The organism is Desulforamulus profundi (genome assembly GCF_002607855.1).
Genome location: NZ_AWQQ01000055.1, coordinates 89946 through 105874, shown reverse-complemented (window position 1 = coordinate 105874; position 15929 = coordinate 89946). Strand labels below are relative to the sequence as shown.

Sequence of the window (15929 nt, the reverse complement as noted above, 5' to 3'; positions counted from 1 at the left end):
GGCTGTTCGAAGCAACTGGATCGGTAAATGCTTACATGATCTACAGGCGACTGGTTATACATTAAATATTGTTTTAAAGTTATGACGGGGAAAAGTACGTTGATTATTTCTTTGCAGGGAGAGAGGGTCGTGACTGGAAGCCCTCTTAAAGAAACTCTTCGGAAAGTTCACCCCTGAGCTGCGGTCTGAACGTATGGTTCCATACCAGTAGGTTGCGCCGGTGCTTCTACCGTTATCAGAAGAGGATAAATTGTGTTTTTATCCTCTAAGTGGTTCTTTACAGCGTTGAAAGAACAATTTGGGTGGTACCACGGAGACATTCCGTCCCTACATTCTAGGGGCGGTTTTTATTTTTTACAATGGATTCAACAGGAGGTTGTCATGGAACAGAGGTTAAGAGAACTGGCCCAGGAAGCATTAAAAGCCCTGGAGGGGGTCAATACCCTGGAGGAAATCAATGAGATCCGGGTGAAATACCTGGGCAAAAAAGGAGAAGTGACCCAGGTTCTGAGGGGCATGGGGGCGCTGTCCGCCGAGGAAAGACCCCGTATCGGTCAGATTGCCAATGAAGTGAGGGAAGAAATCGAATCTGCTCTGGAAGACAGAAATAAACAGGTGAAAGAGGGGCAAAAGGCCCAAAAGCTGGCTGCCGAAACCCTGGATGTAACCCTGCCGGGTGTTCGTTTTAACCTGGGCAAACTGCACCCCCTGACCCAGGTGATGCAAGAAATAGAAAATATCTTCCTGGGTCTTGGCTTCAAAATTGCCGAAGGCCCGGAGATTGAACTGGATTACTATAATTTTGAAGCATTAAACCTGCCCAAGGACCATCCGGCCCGGGACATGCAGGATACCTTTTTCATCAATCCCGAGGTGCTGCTCAGGACCCACACATCCCCTGTGCAGGTACGGACCATGGAAAAGACCGTACCCCATGTGCCGGTCAAGGTCATTTGCCCGGGACGGGTATACCGCCGGGATGACGATGCCACTCACTCCCCCATGTTCCACCAGGTGGAAGGACTGGTGGTGGATAAGCATATTACCTTTGCCGATTTAAAGGGAGTGCTGGCAACATTCGCACGCCAGATGTTCGGACCGGATACCCGTACCCGCCTGCGTCCCAGTTATTTCCCCTTCACTGAGCCCAGTGCGGAAGTGGATATTTCTTGCTTTAGCTGCAAAGGCAACGGCTGCCGGGTATGCAAAGGCAGCGGCTGGCTGGAAATTCTGGGTTCCGGCATGGTGCATCCCAGGGTGCTGGAGATGTCCGGTTACAACCCGGAGGAGGTCACCGGTTTTGCCTTTGGCATGGGGGTTGAGCGGATTGCCATGTTAAAATACGGTATTGACGATCTCCGCCTGCTCTTTGACAATGATTTACGATTCCTGGCGCAATTCTAAGATAAATCGGGAGGTTTACAGATAACCATGCGTGTTTCCTACAATTGGCTGAAAGATTACGTTGATGTTGACCTGACACCCCAGGAGTTGTCCGACCGGCTAACCATGGCCGGGCTGGCAGTGGACGCGGTGGATGAACTGGGGGCGGAAATAGAAAAAGTTGTAACCGGCCGCATTCGAAAAATAGAAAAGCACCCCAACGCCGATAAACTGCTGGTATGTACGGTGGATGTCGGCCAGGGGGAACCCTTGCAGATTGTTACCGGAGCCACCAATGTCCGGGAGGGGCATGTGGTGCCGGTGGCCATCGAAGGGGCTAAACTGGCAGGAGGGCTTCAGATTAAGTGCTCTAAACTGAGAGGCGTGGAATCCAGGGGGATGCTTTGTTCCGGTCAGGAATTGGGGATGGAAACCAAACTGATGTCCTCTGATATGGCCCATGGCATTCTGATCTTATCAGAAGATGTCCCTGTAGGTCTGGATGCCAAGGAAGTGCTGGGACTGAATGATGCCGTGCTGGAACTTGATCTAACGCCCAACCGTGGAGATGCTTTAAGTATCACCGGTGTTGCCAGGGATGTGGCTGCTATCCTGAAGAAGGAGCTAAAAATGCCGTCTCCTCAATTTACAGAGGGTGAGGAAAAGATTGAGGATCTGGCTAAAATTGATATAGAGGATCCAGATTTATGCCGCCGTTACGTAGCCCGGGTGATCAAAGGAATTAAAATTGGCCCGTCACCCATGTGGCTGCAAAACAGGCTGCGGGCGGCAGGTATCCGGCCCATCAGCAACGTGGTGGATATCACCAACTATGTCATGCTGGAGTTGGGTCAGCCTCTGCACGCCTTTGACTACGATAAACTGACCAACGGTCATATTATTGTTCGCCGGGCTAAGGAAGAAGAAAAAATCGTTTCCCTGGATGGCGCGGAACGAACATTAAATCCGGACATGCTGGCCATTACCGATGAGTCAGGTCCGGTGGCCGTAGCAGGTGTGATGGGTGGCCTGGACAGTGAAGTGACCGGGGATACAGTAAATGTACTGATTGAGTCCGCTTATTTCCATCCCATTAATATTCGTCGCACCTCCAAGGCACTGGGTCTGCGTTCCGAATCCTCCATGCGGTTTGAAAAGGGTATTGATATTAACGGCTCCCTCCGGGCGGCAGACCGGGCCGTGCAACTGATCCAGCAATTGGCCGGGGGAACCGTAGTGGCAGGGGCCATCGATAATTTTCCAAGCCCCATTACTGAGAAAACCATCCAACTGAGACCCTGGCGAGTGAACTGGGTGCTGGGGGTAGATATTCCCAAAGAACAAATCAAAGATATTATGGAACGCTTACAGTTCAGAGTACAGGAGCAGGGGGATGATTTGCTGGTAACCATTCCAACTTTCCGACCGGACATCACCGGAGAATGGGACATGGTGGAAGAAGTGGCACGGTTGTACGGATTTAACCAGATTCCTGAGACCCTGCCCTTCGGGGCTTCTACCCAGGGTATCCGGACACCGGAACAGCAATTAACCTGGAATATGAGAAAAGTGATGACCGGCTGCGGGTTTACCGAAGTTATCACCTACAGCTTTGTTCATCCCAGGATCTTTGATTTGATGAATTTACCCCAGGACAGCAGGTTCCGTAACGTGGTAAAACTGCAGAACCCGCTGAGTGAGGAACAGTCCGTCATGCGTACGGTGCTGGTGCCCAGCTTGCTGGAAGTCCTGCAGCGAAACCTGAATCGCCGGGCCCAGAACGGGGCCATCTTTGAAATTGCCCGGGTATTCTACCCGGTGGAAGGACAGCCGCTGCCGGAGGAAGTTCCGGTATTGGCAGCGGTCGCCATTGGCAATACCCCGAAAACCTGGAACCAGCCCGCCCGACCCATGGATTTCTTCTTTATGAAAGGAGTCGCCGAACAGCTGATTGACTCTTTAGGCGTAGTGGGGGCGGAGTTTTTCCGTCATCAGGACCCCAGTTTCCACCCCGGACGCTGCGCCAAGATAGAAATAAACGGTCAATTACTGGGGGTTGTGGGGGAACTGCATCCCAACGTGATCGAGAATTACGACCTGCCTGCCAGGGCCGTGGCCATGAAGTTGGACTTGAATGTACTGAATCAAGCCAACCGCCCGGTTAAACAATACCAGGGTCTGCCCAAATTCCCCATGGTAGAACGGGATCTGGCTGTTCTGGTCAAACAAGATGTGCTGGCCGCAGAGATGTTATCAATCATCAAAAAGGCCGGCGGCAGCCTGTTAAGGGAGATAGACATTTTTGACTTGTACCAGGGTGCCCAGGTGCCGGAAGGTTACAAGAGTGTGGCCTTCTCCATGAAATTCCAAGCCCCGGACAGAACCCTCACCGACGAAGTAATCAACGACAAAATGCAGCGCATTACCAGTTCCCTGACGGCCCAAACAGGTGCCGAGTTAAGGAAATAGGCAAATTAAAACCCGGAAACAATCTGTCTCCGGGTTTCCTGTTTGCTTATTGGCGTACAATTAACATCACGCCGGCAATGACCGCTACAAAAGCTCATTTTGTTAGTTTGCCCGGATCGTTGCCAACAATAATCCTATCGATTTTCATTTTGTACAGTAAATTGTTAAAACATGAAGGAATTTGCAGGTTGACAGCGAATAGACATACAGCAAAGGTTTGAGGGGGTACGTTTATGTCCGATCAGGCAAACAGGGTGGAGGTCGAAATATTTGGTGAGTACTACACCTTAAAAGGCAATGAACCCCCGGAATATATGGTGACGGTAGCGCAGATTGTCAATAAAAAATGGCTGAGATAAGCCAGCGGAACAGAAAATTATCCACCAACAAAGTGGCGGTCCTGACGGCTGTCAACCTGGTGGATGAACTGTTGAAACTGCAGGAGCAGTACAATAACCTGTTGCAAATGATGGATCCGGAAAAAGAAAACTCCAGCAACTCATGAACATTCATGAGTTTTATTTTTGTTAACTTAGGAAGCATAAGAAAAACGGAAGGCTTCCGCTTTCGCCGGCGTACCCACAGGGCGTACCCACAGGGCATACCCACAGGGCACAGGCAGGCAGGCAGGCAAGTAAGCCAGGTTTTTCTTAGTAACCTTTATAAGTTTTTCAGGTTCAGTAAAATATAGTAGTACGACAGAAACGGAGCGGTGTGAATGCAAAATATTGAAATTGCCTGGATTTTCACCGAACTGGCCGATCTGCTGGAGATAAAGGGCGAGGATTTTTTTAAGGTGAGGGCTTACCGCCGGGCGGCCCAAGTGCTGGCAAATCTGGAGCAACCGGTGGATGAATTGTACCGTCGGCGCCTGCTGTCCAAGATTCCGGGCGTGGGCAAAGCCATTGAAGGAAAAATAAAGGAAATCCTGGAGACAGGGCAAATGGCAAAGCACCAGGAACTTCTTAAAGAAATACCGCCAGGAGTTCTGGCCATTAAACAACTGCCCGGCATAGGTCCGAACCGGGCCAGGGTCTTGTTTGAGGAACTGGGCATCAGCAATTTGGACCAACTGGAGCAGGCTGTGAAAGAACGCCGGGTGCGTGCCCTGAAGGGTTTTAGTTCCAAACTGGAATGGGATATCCTGAACGGCATCGAAATGGTGCGCAACCGCCAGGGCAGGACCCGCCTGTCGGTAGCGCTGGAACTGGCGGAAGACATCATAAAGTTTATCAAACTGCTGCCCGGTGTGCAGGAAATGTCCGTGGCAGGCAGTACCCGGCGTTGGAGAGAAACCGTCGGTGACCTGGATCTGGTGGCCGCCGCTGCGGACACTGAACCACTGCTAACCGCTCTGGCCAGCCATCCCAGGGTGAAAGAAGTCATCGAGCAGCAGAGCAACCGTATCCGGGTCTATACCTGGTGGGGGCTGTCCGTGGACCTACAGGTGGTCTCCCCGGAGGAATACATACCCACCCTGCACCGTGGCACAGGGTCCAAAGCCCATTATACCAAACTGCAGGAGATAGCCCAAAACCGGGGCTTTAAACTGAATCACCATGGCCTGTTCGACCCGGCAGGGGAAAGCCTGCCCATTCAACAGGAGGAGGACATTTATAAAGCTCTGCAGATGGAGTATATTCCACCGGAGCTGAGGGAAGACCGCGGTGAGGTAGAGGCAGCCCTGTCCAATAGTCTACCGTCCATCATCCAGTTGGAGGACATTCAGGGGGATTTGCATATCCATACCACCTGGAGCGACTCGGTGATGGAATTGGAGGATGTGGTGAAACGCTGCCTGGAAAAGGGGTATGCCTATGCGGCCATCACCGATCATTCCCGCTCCCTGAAGATCGCCAACGGCCTGGAACCGGACCGGCTGCAGCAGCAGCACCGGATCATCCGGGAAATGAATAAAAAACTGAAGGATTTTACACTGCTCACCGGGGTGGAAATGGATATTCTGCCAAACGGCGATTTGGATTACCCGGATGAAATTTTAGAGCAGATGGATGTGGTCATTGCTTCGGTGCACAGCGGCTTCAAACAGGGCAGAAAAGAAATGACGGCACGTATTACCAGGGCCATGGAAAATGAACACGTAGACATCATTGCCCATATGACCGGCCGCATTTTGGGAAGAAGAGAGTCCTATGATCTGGATGTGGAAGCGCTCATTGAAACAGCGGCAAAGACGGGCACCATCCTGGAAATTAACGCGTCACCGGACCGGTTGGATATCAATGAAGTCTATGCTCGGATGGCCCGAGATGCGGGTGTAAAGATAAGCATCAATACAGATGCCCACGACGCCAGGAGACTGGATGAAATGCCCTACGGGGTGGCGGTGGCCCGCAGGGCCTGGTTGGAACCCCGGGATGTGGTCAATACTTTCGATATTGAATCATTGCTCGAGGTGCTGCGATAATGTTACTGCCGCTTCCTGTGGAGTTTTATGCCCGGGATACCACCCTGGTGGCCAGGGAATTACTGGGTACATTACTGGTCCATGTCACGGCTGAAGGGACCACCATAGGAAAAATTGTGGAAACCGAGGCCTACCTGCAGGGAGACCCCGCCTGCCATGCGGCCAGGGGTATGACACCCCGCAACAGCGTCATGTTCGGCCCGCCGGGCCGGGCCTATGTTTATTTCACCTACGGCATGCACTACTGTTTTAATGCCGTAACCGCTGCCGAAGGTGTGGGTGAGGCGGTGTTGATCCGGGCGGTGGAACCCCTGAAAGGGCTTGACTTAATGAGAAAACGCCGGGGCCGGGAGCGTCTGAATGAATTATGTGCCGGCCCGGCCCGGTTGGTACAGGCCTTTGGCATCACGAAAGAGCACAACAAGGCGGACTTGACCCGTGGGCCGCTGTTTATTGCCCCTGCCCCGGAACCGCCGCCGGAGATCTATGTGACCACCCGTATCGGCATCAAAGAAGGGGCAGACTTACCATTGCGGTTTTATAGTAAGGGCAATAAATTTATCTCCAAGAAGTAACTGTTGGTAGATAAAATGATAGAGAGGGGACCGATCAAGATGAAGTTAAAGGAAATCTACGATTTGATCATTAAAATGGGCATTGAACACGATCCCAGAGGTGTGCAGGCAGTTCAAAAACAGCTGGAAAAAGAAAGAAAGAAAATCGAGGAGCTCAAAGAAGAGGAAAAGAAAGAAGTGGACCAGGACCGCTTGTTTAATCCCTACACCGACACCAGGGTTCTTTACGGCGACCCGGACCGGGAGGTAAAACGAATCCTGGCCGGTGTTGATATGGAAGTGGGCGAGGTCGTCCTGGCGGACCGGCTGGGTGAAAAGGGCCGGCAGGTGGACTTAATCATGGCCCACCACCCGGAAGGAAAGGCAACCGCCGGACTGTATGATGTCATGCACCTGCAGGAAGACCTGCTGGCCCAGTTGGGTGTTCCCATCAACGTGGCCGAGGGAATCATGGCCGGGCGCATCGCCGAAGTCCGCCGGGGGTTAATGCCCTTAAACCACAACAGGGCGGTGGACGCGGCGAGGCTGCTGGACATTCCCATCCTTTGCTGTCATACCCCGGCGGATAACCTGGTGACCGAATTTGTGCAAAAGAAGATTGATGATAACAACTGCGAGACCCTGGGGGACATTGTCAGGGTCCTGAAGGAAATACCGGAATATGCCGAGGCGGTAAAAACCGGCGCCGGTCCCACCATTGTCGTGGGGGCCAAGGAGCGCCGGGCGGGCAAGATCTTTGTGGATATGACCGGTGGCACCAGCGGCTCCGAAGACGCCTACGCCAAACTGGCCACTGCCGGTGTGGGCACCCTGGTGGTGATGCACGTCAGCGAGAAACACCGCAAAGAAGCGGAGAAAAACCACGTCAACGTGATTATCGCCGGGCACATGGCCAGCGATTCCCTGGGCATGAACCTCATCCTGGATGAAATTGCTAAAAACGGCGTAGAAATTGTACCATGTTCCGGTTTGATCAGGGTAGAAAGATAATTTAGTTACCGGGCACCGGTAGGTTATTTTTAAAAACTGACGACCGCTGCCTGACGACTGACGACCAAAATAGGAGGAGACCCCATGACCCAACGACCCGAACTGCTGGCCCCGGCGGGTAGCCGGGAAGCCCTGGTGGCGGCCGTACAAAACGGGGCGGATGCCGTCTACCTGGGCGGTAAGATGTTTAATGCCAGGCAATCTGCCAACAACTTTGATAACGAAGAACTGGCCCGGGCGGTGGAATACGCCCATGTTCGTGGGGTTAAGATTTACGTCACGGTCAATATCCTGCTGGCGGATCACGAGTTGGAGGAAGCCTGGGCTTCCTCCACTTCCTGCACAACGCCGGTGTGGACGCGGTGATCCTGCAAGATTTAGGTTTGGCCCGGCTGGCCAGGGAAGTGATCCCGGAACTCTCCATCCATGCCAGCACCCAGATGACGGTTCATAACACACCGGGTGTCCGGCTGATGCAGCAGGCCGGCTTTGAGCGCATTGTTCTGGCCAGGGAAATGAGCCTGGAGGAAATCACCGCCATTAAAAAGGAAACAGGAGCGGATCTGGAAGTATTTATTCATGGTGCCCTGTGCGTGTGTTACTCCGGCCAGTGCCTGATGTCCAGCCTGATCGGCGGGCGCAGCGGCAACCGGGGCAGATGCGCCCAGCCCTGCCGGCTGCAGTACCAGCTGGTGGATGAAAGGGGCAGGACCCTGGCCGACCCCGGCCAGGTGGGTGAATACCTGCTCAGTCCCAGGGACATTAACACCAGTGCCCATATTCCCGAGCTGATTGCCGCAGGCATCAACTCCTTTAAGATCGAGGGGCGTATGAAACGTCCCGAATATGTGGCAACGGTGATTCGCACCTACCGCAATCTGATCGACCGGGCACTGGAAGATAAGAACACGTACAGGGTGGAGGAGAAAGAAGCCAGGGATTTGGCCCAGATCTTTAACCGAGATTTCAGCCCCGGTTACTTTTTCGGCAACCCCGGCAGGGAATTGATGAGCTTTAAGCGTCCCAACAACCGGGGAGTGCGGCTGGGCAGGGTAAAAGGCTATAACCCGAGAAACAAAACCATTGAAATCATATTGGAAGAACCCCTGCGCATCGGAGACGGCATTGAGGTTTGGGTCAGCGAAGGCGGCCGCAGCGGGGTGGAGGTCAACAGCATCCTGGTTAACGGCAAACCGGTGGAGTCCGCCCCGGCGGGGACACTGGTGGGCCTGGCCATCCCCGGCAAGATCAGACACGGCGACCGGGTCTTTAAAACCCACGATGCGGCATTGATGGAGGGAGCCAGGGAAACCTTTACCTCCGCTCGGGAAACCAGAAAAATACCCCTGCAGTTTTGGGTCAGGGCCGGCGTGGGCGAACCCATGTACCTGCGGGTGGTGGACGACCGGGGTTTTGTTGCAGAGGGAACCAGTGAGGAAGTATGCCAGGAAGCCCTGAAGCGCCCTTTAACCGCAGAATTCTTAAGGGAACAACTGGACAGGCTGGGCAATACGCCCTTTGCCCTAACCGGCCTGGAGACCGACCTGGCGGGCCGGGTGATCCTGCCGGTGCGGGAAATCAATGAGCTGCGGCGCAGGGTGCTGGCTGACCTGGAACACAAGAGGGCCAGGTCCGGCAGGCGGCCCGGTGTGGCGGAACACCTGTTCCGACAACGATTGCAGGAAGCTTTCCGGGGAATTCATCAGCAGGAACCGGTGCAGACACCGGAACCGCTGCTGGCCGTCAATGTGTCCGACCTCACTTCATTACAGGCTGCAGTCAGCTACGGCGCGGATATCGTTTATTTCGGCGGAGAAAGCTACCGCTCCAAGGGGATTGTTACCGAAAAAGACCTGCACGCCGGTCTGGAGTTTTGCCATAAAAACGGTGTGTCCCTGGTGCTGAATTCCCCCAGGATTCTGCACGACAGTGAGCTCAAGACTTTTACCGGCCTGCTGAAGCGGGTCTTTGACCTACCCCTGAACGGAATTCTGGTGGGGAATCTCGGTCTGTTAAAGATCATCAGAGAGTACACCGGCAAACCGGTTGTCGGAGATTTTACCCTCAACGCCTTTAATTCTGCCACCCTTCATTATTTAAAGGAACAGGGGGTCGCCAGAGCGGTCATTTCCCCGGAATTAACGATGAAACAAATTCAAAAAATAGCCGAAACCACACCCCTGCCTCTGGAGGCGCTGGTACAGGGGGCCCTTCCCCTGATGAACACCAAATATTGCCCGGTGGGCAGCTTGCTGGGGGATTTCTCTACCGGAAAAAGATGCACTGGCCCCTGCAGCAGCACAAGGTGCGGGCTCAAGGACAGGCTGGGGCTGATTTTCCCCATTGAGGTGGACCAGTACTGCCGTATGCACCTGTTTAACGCCAAGGACCTGTGCGTCATTGAAGATTTGCCTGCCCTGCTGGCAGCGGGTGTCTCGGTGCTGCGCATTGAGGCCAAAAAGGAAAACCACGAGTATGTGGCAAGAACGGTAAACCATTATCGTAAAGCCATTACCAGATATAAACACGGCATTCGTGATGAACGAAAAGACCGGGAAACCAAAGAAGATCTGGAACAGTTAAGTGCCGCCGGCATTACCAAGGGGCATTATTTCAGGGGAGTTGTATAAGGAGTTTTATTCATGGAACGAACCATAAGACGCTTGGAATTTCATAAAGTGTTGGAACGTCTGGCGGCCCATGCCCAATCGGATCTGGCCAGGCAAAAAATTCAAGAACTGGTGCCCGGCACAGACCCGGTTCTCATTCACCGCTGGCAGGCGGAAACCACCGAGGGCCGGGAACTGTTACGGTTAGACCCCATGGCAGAATTGTCCGGCTGGCATGACGTCCGGGGAGCCTTGAAAAGGGCTGCCCGTTTTGCTGTGCTTTCGGCGGAAGAGTTGTTTGCCGTAGGGGAAACCCTGGCAGCATCCCGCCGGATCAAAAAGTTTTTTAGTGAAAAGTCCGACCGCTACCCGCTGCTCTCGGAGATTGCAGAATCACTGACCAACCAGGCGCAGTTGGAGAAAAATATCCTGCAGGCCATTCTGCCGGGAGGAGAAATCGCAGACGATGCCTCCCCGCAGCTGTTGCAAATCCGGCGGGGCATCCTGCGATCCCAAAACCGCATCCGGGAACGCATGGAAAGCATCATTCGTTCCGCCGAAAACCAGAAGTACCTGCAGGACCCCATCATTACCATCCGCAACGACCGCTATGTGGTGCCGGTCAAGCAGGAGTACCGCAACCAAATCCCCGGCATTGTCCATGACCAGTCCGCCAGCGGTGCCACCCTATTTGTGGAACCCATGTCGGTGGTGGAAGCCAACAATGAGGTGCGCCAGCTGGTGGCAGCGGAGAAACAGGAGATCCAAAGGATTCTCGGAGAACTCTCCAGCGGCGTCAGTGCGGTGGCCGAGGAAATCTCCGTTGCCCTGGAGGCTTTGGGCGAACTGGACTTTATTATGGCCAAAGCCCGCTACAGCCATAAGCTGAAGGCCTGGAGTCCTAAAATAATCGAAGGGGCGAAAATTGATATTAAAAAGGGACGCCATCCCTTATTGCCCGGGGATGCGGTGCCTGCCACCATTTCACTGGGGAAAAATTTCAGAACCATGGTTATTACCGGCCCCAACACCGGTGGTAAGACCGTAACCCTGAAAACCGTAGGCTTATTTGTCCTGATGACCCAGGCGGGACTGCATATCCCGGCCGAATCCGGTACCGAAATGGGAATCTTTCAAAAGGTCTTTGCGGATATCGGGGATGAGCAAAGCATCGAGCAATCCCTCAGCACCTTCTCCTCTCACATGACCAATATCGTTAACATTTTAGAGAGTGCCGGCGAAGGTTCCCTGGTGCTGCTGGATGAGCTGGGAGCAGGCACTGATCCCACCGAGGGGGCGGCGCTGGCCCGGGCCATCCTGGAGGAACTGCATGGCAGGGGCGCCTGCACCGTTGCTACCACCCACTACAGTGAATTAAAAAACTATGCTTATACCACGCCCGGGGTGGAAAATGCCAGCGTGGAATTTGACGTGGAAACCCTGCGTCCCACCTACCGGCTGCTGATTGGCCGCCCCGGCCGCAGTAACGCCTTTGAAATCTCCACCCGGCTGGGTTTGCGTCCGGAGATTGTCAGCAGTGCCCGGAAGTTCCTCACCACCGAACAGGTTCAGGTGGCAGATTTGATCAACAAGCTGGAAAAAACCCAGCAGGCAGCGGAAAAGGACCGGGAGGAAGCAGAGGCCCTGCGGCGGGAAAGCGAACAGCTTAAGGAACGATACCGCAGGCTGGAAGCGGAGTTAAGGGCCAAGAAGGAAGAGATTTTAGCCAAGGCCCAAGAGGAAGCCGGCAGGCTGGTCCGCCAGACCCGGCTGGAGGCGGAAGAAGCGGTCAAGGAATTGCGGGCCAAACTGGCTGAGGAAAGTACCAGGAACCGGGAAGAGGCCATTCAACAGGCCCGCAGCAAGCTGCAGCAGGTTACCGGCAAAGTGGCGGCCAAAGCGCCGGAGCGTACAGACACCGGGGAAATCCCACGTCAGGTTAAACCCGGTGAGGAAGTCTTTCTGCCCAAATACAACCAAAAGGCCTATGTGGTGGGCGTGTCCGGCGACAACGTGCAGGTCCAGGTGGGCATTATGAAAATGTTTGTGCCCCTGAAGGAACTGCGCAGGGTTAAAGAAAACCGGGTCACCACCGGCGAAACCAAGGTGGGCAAGGTGCTGATGGACAAAGCCCAGTCCATCGGAACCAGTTTGGACCTCAGGGGCATGACCGGGGACGAAGCCCTGCTGGAAATCGAAAAATACCTGGACGACGCCTTCCTGGCCGGCCTCAGCAGCGTCATTCTCATCCACGGCAAAGGCACCGGCGCCCTGCGCGCCGCGGTACACCGGGAATTAAAAACCCACCCCCGGGTCAAATCCTTCCGCCTTGGCGAAGCCGGAGAAGGCGGCGCCGGGGCTACGGTGGTAAGTTTGAAGTGATAACTGGTCATAGGGAATTTTACCAATCACCGGTACGCCAAGGACACCGGTAGACTTTTCAATATCCCGGCAGTTTTCTTCATCAAGATCGTACTTATTAATGCAAACGGCAGTCATGTAGCCGAAAGTGGCAGCAACCCGGAGAATCTTCTATTGACATGCACAAGATAAGACCACCCGTACGCTGGAACTGGTCTTTTCTTTGTTTTCAAATCTCCACGTAGTAAAAGGACATAGAGTTTTTTGTCCTTAGCCCAGAATCATGTGATTGAATTTAAAGAGGTGCTGGCTTTTGGCAAATATATTCAAAAGGATTTGTATACTCACTATTTTGCAAAATTAACGTACCCCATAATTTTGTAATAAAAATGCAAGGAAATTGTAATTGATAGCAACGGGGAAGTGAAGTATAGTGTTTTTTAATGTATACCAATATGGTATACATTAATATTTATTACGGTTTTATTTTAATAAGCTTACAAGTACATGAATTATTCTGAAAAAAGCACCGCCCTGGTGGCGGTTGCCCTGGGGCGGTACCTGGTGTATGACCGCATTTCCTTTGAGCAGGCCTTTTTTCTGCTGTTGCTGGCGCCTGAATTTTATTTGCCTTGCGGCTGCTGGGTAGCCAGTTCCATGCCGGCATGGCCGGGGTCACCGCTGCCAACCGCATCTTTGAGGTTCTGGAAACACCTTTACCGGAAACCCGTGCCGGGCAGGAGGCGTTGAATGCGGAAATTCCAACCGCTGAACATTTCCTTCAGGGAAGTGGGTTTCACTTACCAGGGAGGGTCCGACCCGGCCTTGCAAGGGGTTACTTTTAAACTGCCAGCAGGAAAACGGGTGGCCCTGGTGGGGCCCAGCGGCGCAGGAAAAACCACCGTTGCCAACCTGCTTTTGCGCTTTGCCGAGCCCGGTGAAGGCATCATTCAGGTCAACGGAAGTCCGCTACAGCAAATCCCCGCCGATCAATGGCGCAGGTAAGGTTTCCTATGTGCCCCAGAATCCGTACCTTTTTTATGGAACGGTGGCCGAAAATATTTCCCTGGGTCGACCCGGCGCATCCATGGACGAGGTAAGGGAAGCGGCCGAGCTGGCCGGGGCCCATGACTTCATTATGAAATTCCCCCGGGGCTATGACACACCTGTGGGGAATTCGGCCTGCGGCTCAGCGGCGGGCAGGCCCAGCGTCTGGCCATCGCACGGGCTTTCCTAAAGGATGCGCCCCTTTTGATCTTGGATGAAGCCACCGAATACCAGAGGGTGGTTTCATGATTCCGATCACATCACCGGGCACCTGACCACCGTTCACCCCCATTACGACTATAAGACGAAGGAATGGATCAATTATATAACACGTTTCTCTCTTAGATCATCCTGCAATCTTTACCGCATATTCTGGATGCAATATCCTTTCAAGAGGTGGCCAGGGCGGAGATGCCCAATCCGGTACCCTTTGGCTCCCATGGCCAGTATTTTGAATAATATGTGAACAATTAGACCTTGTTTTACGTCTGTATAGAAGAGGACCTGTGGATTATGCTTAAATCCATCAAAAGAGGAAGGTTTAAAGTTACTCTAGCTAATTAGTTATAGTGCGGGGTCAGCTTAATATGGAAAGGATGGTGAATTTTCCCCTTGCTTAAAATTAGAAAATCACTGCTATGCCTTTTGTGTGGGGGAATGCTGTTTTTCTCACCGGTAACCGCTGGAGCAGCAATCACCCATGAGGCCAAAATCGTGATCAATAATGCTCCGGTTGTGATTCCCGGGGGCGATCAACCGGCGATTATCCTGAATGGTAGAACCTACGTACCCTTGCGGGTTATCAGTGAACATCTGGGTACTCAGGTGCAGTGGCTGCCGGAAACAAAACAAGTTGTGATCGCAACAGCAAATAATTTGACATTAACTGTTCCGGAACGACCGGGCAAGCAGAAGGATGTGCAAATTGTCATAGACGGCAAGGCTTTGCAGGTGTCTCCGCAACTGGGACAGACCTTTATCACCGCTATGAACCGTACGGTGGTCCCTTTCCGGGTGGTTGGTGAAGCCCTGGGATGCGAGGTGAGCTGGCAGCAGTCCAGCCGCACGGTGGAGATTAAAACAAAGCCTGCCACCCCGGAACCACCTGTCCAGCAACCGGCAGACAGCACACCGCAGCCATCTCCGGCAGACATTGCCCTGCTGCAAGAGTTGGCCGGTTACAAGACAAACCTGCGTTTGATGGATAAAACCTTCATCAACTCCGAGGAACTGCTTAAAATGGACCCGGCAAGCTTCAGTGCGGAACAAAGGCAGCTGTTTAAACAATACAGGGATCAACTAAGCAAATATGATGCTAAAATTAAACTGCCCGGCGGCACCGTGATAAATACGGCAGACGTGACCATTATGGGACCGTCAGTGGCTACGGCTGACCAGTTAAGGGCCTGGATTGCGGCAGAAACGCCACGCATTCGGGCCAAGATGGAACAAAAGTTGAAACGTGAGTTTATTCCCATACCGGATTTGGCCGAACTCTATATAAAAATTGGCGCCGAATATGGCGTCCGGGGTGATTTGGCCTTTGCCCAGGCTGCCAAAGAGACCCATTACTGGCAGTTTACCGGGGATGTACAACCCTGGCAGAACAACTTCTGTGGGCTATGGGCCACCGGAAGTCCCTGTACCGGACAGGAATCCTTAAACGGCGCTGACCCCACACAGGTCCGTTTTGAGCCGGGTGTTCACGGGGCCATCTTTGTGACGCCCGAGGCCGGTGTAGAGGCCCATATCCAGCACCTGTACGCCTATGCCACCAAAGACCCGCTGCCCCCAGGCAAAGTACTCGTTGACCCAAGATACACCATGGTGAGACGCGGCACCGCACCCACCTGGCAGCAACTCAATGCCCGCTGGGCGGTTCCCGGCACAACCTACGGCCAAAGCATTATTCATGATTATTGGAAGGCTGCCCTGGCAAAATAATTACGGCAGTAAAATCCCGAGGGGAGTCCCTCGGGATTTTTTACCGGAGCTTTCTGATGACCCCGCAGGCCAAACGTTTCCCCATATACCGCTACATGATTGAATATTAAATCACTTTTTCAG

Annotated in this window: 14 protein-coding genes, 1 pseudogene and 1 other annotated feature; all 15 genes and pseudogenes read left to right on the top strand. The window is 53.3% G+C overall.

Going from position 1 to position 15929, the window contains the following annotated elements; all coding sequences use genetic code 11:
• Positions 1–72: 72 nt before the first annotated feature.
• Positions 73–332 (top strand) — a binding site (T-box leader).
• Positions 333–381: 49 nt separating this feature from the next.
• Positions 382–1404, top strand: a complete 1023-nt coding sequence (gene pheS, locus P378_RS10425; RefSeq protein WP_099083211.1) for a phenylalanine--tRNA ligase subunit alpha — start codon at positions 382–384, stop codon at positions 1402–1404.
• Between the two features lie 27 nt (positions 1405–1431).
• Positions 1432–3852: a phenylalanine--tRNA ligase subunit beta gene (gene pheT / locus P378_RS10420; protein ID WP_099083210.1), complete on the top strand. Its 2421-nt coding sequence runs from the start codon at positions 1432–1434 to the stop codon at positions 3850–3852.
• 233 nt (positions 3853–4085) lie between these two features.
• A complete protein-coding gene (locus P378_RS24510; RefSeq protein ID WP_274378693.1) occupies positions 4086–4211 on the top strand; it encodes a cell division protein ZapA in 126 nt (41 codons plus the stop codon).
• On the top strand, positions 4199–4357 hold the full coding sequence (gene zapA / locus P378_RS24505; protein ID WP_238473111.1) for a cell division protein ZapA: 159 nt from the start codon (positions 4199–4201) through the stop codon (positions 4355–4357). The genes P378_RS24510 and zapA overlap by 13 nt, the downstream gene beginning before the upstream one ends.
• 213 nt (positions 4358–4570) lie before the next feature.
• On the top strand, positions 4571–6280 hold the full coding sequence (gene polX / locus P378_RS10410; protein WP_099083209.1) for a DNA polymerase/3'-5' exonuclease PolX: 1710 nt from the start codon (positions 4571–4573) through the stop codon (positions 6278–6280).
• The gene (locus P378_RS10405; protein WP_099083208.1) at positions 6280–6855 is read left to right on the top strand and encodes a DNA-3-methyladenine glycosylase; all 576 of its coding nucleotides are present in this window, start codon (positions 6280–6282) and stop codon (positions 6853–6855) included. The genes polX and P378_RS10405 overlap by 1 nt, the downstream gene beginning before the upstream one ends.
• A 39-nt stretch (positions 6856–6894) precedes the next feature.
• Positions 6895–7845 (top strand): NGG1p interacting factor NIF3, encoded by a 951-nt coding sequence (locus tag P378_RS10400; protein ID WP_099083207.1) that lies wholly within the window; start codon positions 6895–6897, stop codon positions 7843–7845.
• Between the two features lie 84 nt (positions 7846–7929).
• Positions 7930–10475, top strand: a pseudogene (locus P378_RS10395) (U32 family peptidase).
• A 12-nt stretch (positions 10476–10487) separates the two neighbouring features.
• A complete protein-coding gene (locus P378_RS10390; protein WP_099083206.1) occupies positions 10488–12836 on the top strand; it encodes an endonuclease MutS2 in 2349 nt (782 codons plus the stop codon).
• A gap of 486 nt (positions 12837–13322) precedes the next feature.
• Entirely contained in the window at positions 13323–13565 is a 243-nt protein-coding gene (locus P378_RS21660) for a hypothetical protein (RefSeq protein ID WP_238473110.1), read from the top strand.
• Positions 13566–13820, top strand: coding sequence for an ATP-binding cassette domain-containing protein (locus P378_RS21655; protein WP_238473109.1), 255 nt, complete (start codon positions 13566–13568; stop codon positions 13818–13820).
• Positions 13821–13830: 10 nt separating this feature from the next.
• Positions 13831–14052, top strand: a complete 222-nt coding sequence (locus P378_RS21650) for a hypothetical protein (protein WP_238473108.1) — start codon at positions 13831–13833, stop codon at positions 14050–14052.
• Positions 14028–14111, top strand: coding sequence for a hypothetical protein (locus tag P378_RS24135; protein ID WP_420795993.1), 84 nt, complete (start codon positions 14028–14030; stop codon positions 14109–14111). The genes P378_RS21650 and P378_RS24135 overlap by 25 nt, the downstream gene beginning before the upstream one ends.
• Positions 14112–14207: 96 nt before the next feature.
• Positions 14208–14321 (top strand): carotenoid oxygenase family protein, encoded by a 114-nt coding sequence (locus P378_RS24130; RefSeq protein ID WP_143338462.1) that lies wholly within the window; start codon positions 14208–14210, stop codon positions 14319–14321.
• 198 nt (positions 14322–14519) lie between these two features.
• Complete coding sequence (locus tag P378_RS10380; RefSeq protein WP_099083205.1) at positions 14520–15806, top strand: stalk domain-containing protein; 1287 nt, start codon at positions 14520–14522, stop codon at positions 15804–15806.
• Positions 15807–15929: the final 123 nt, after the last annotated feature.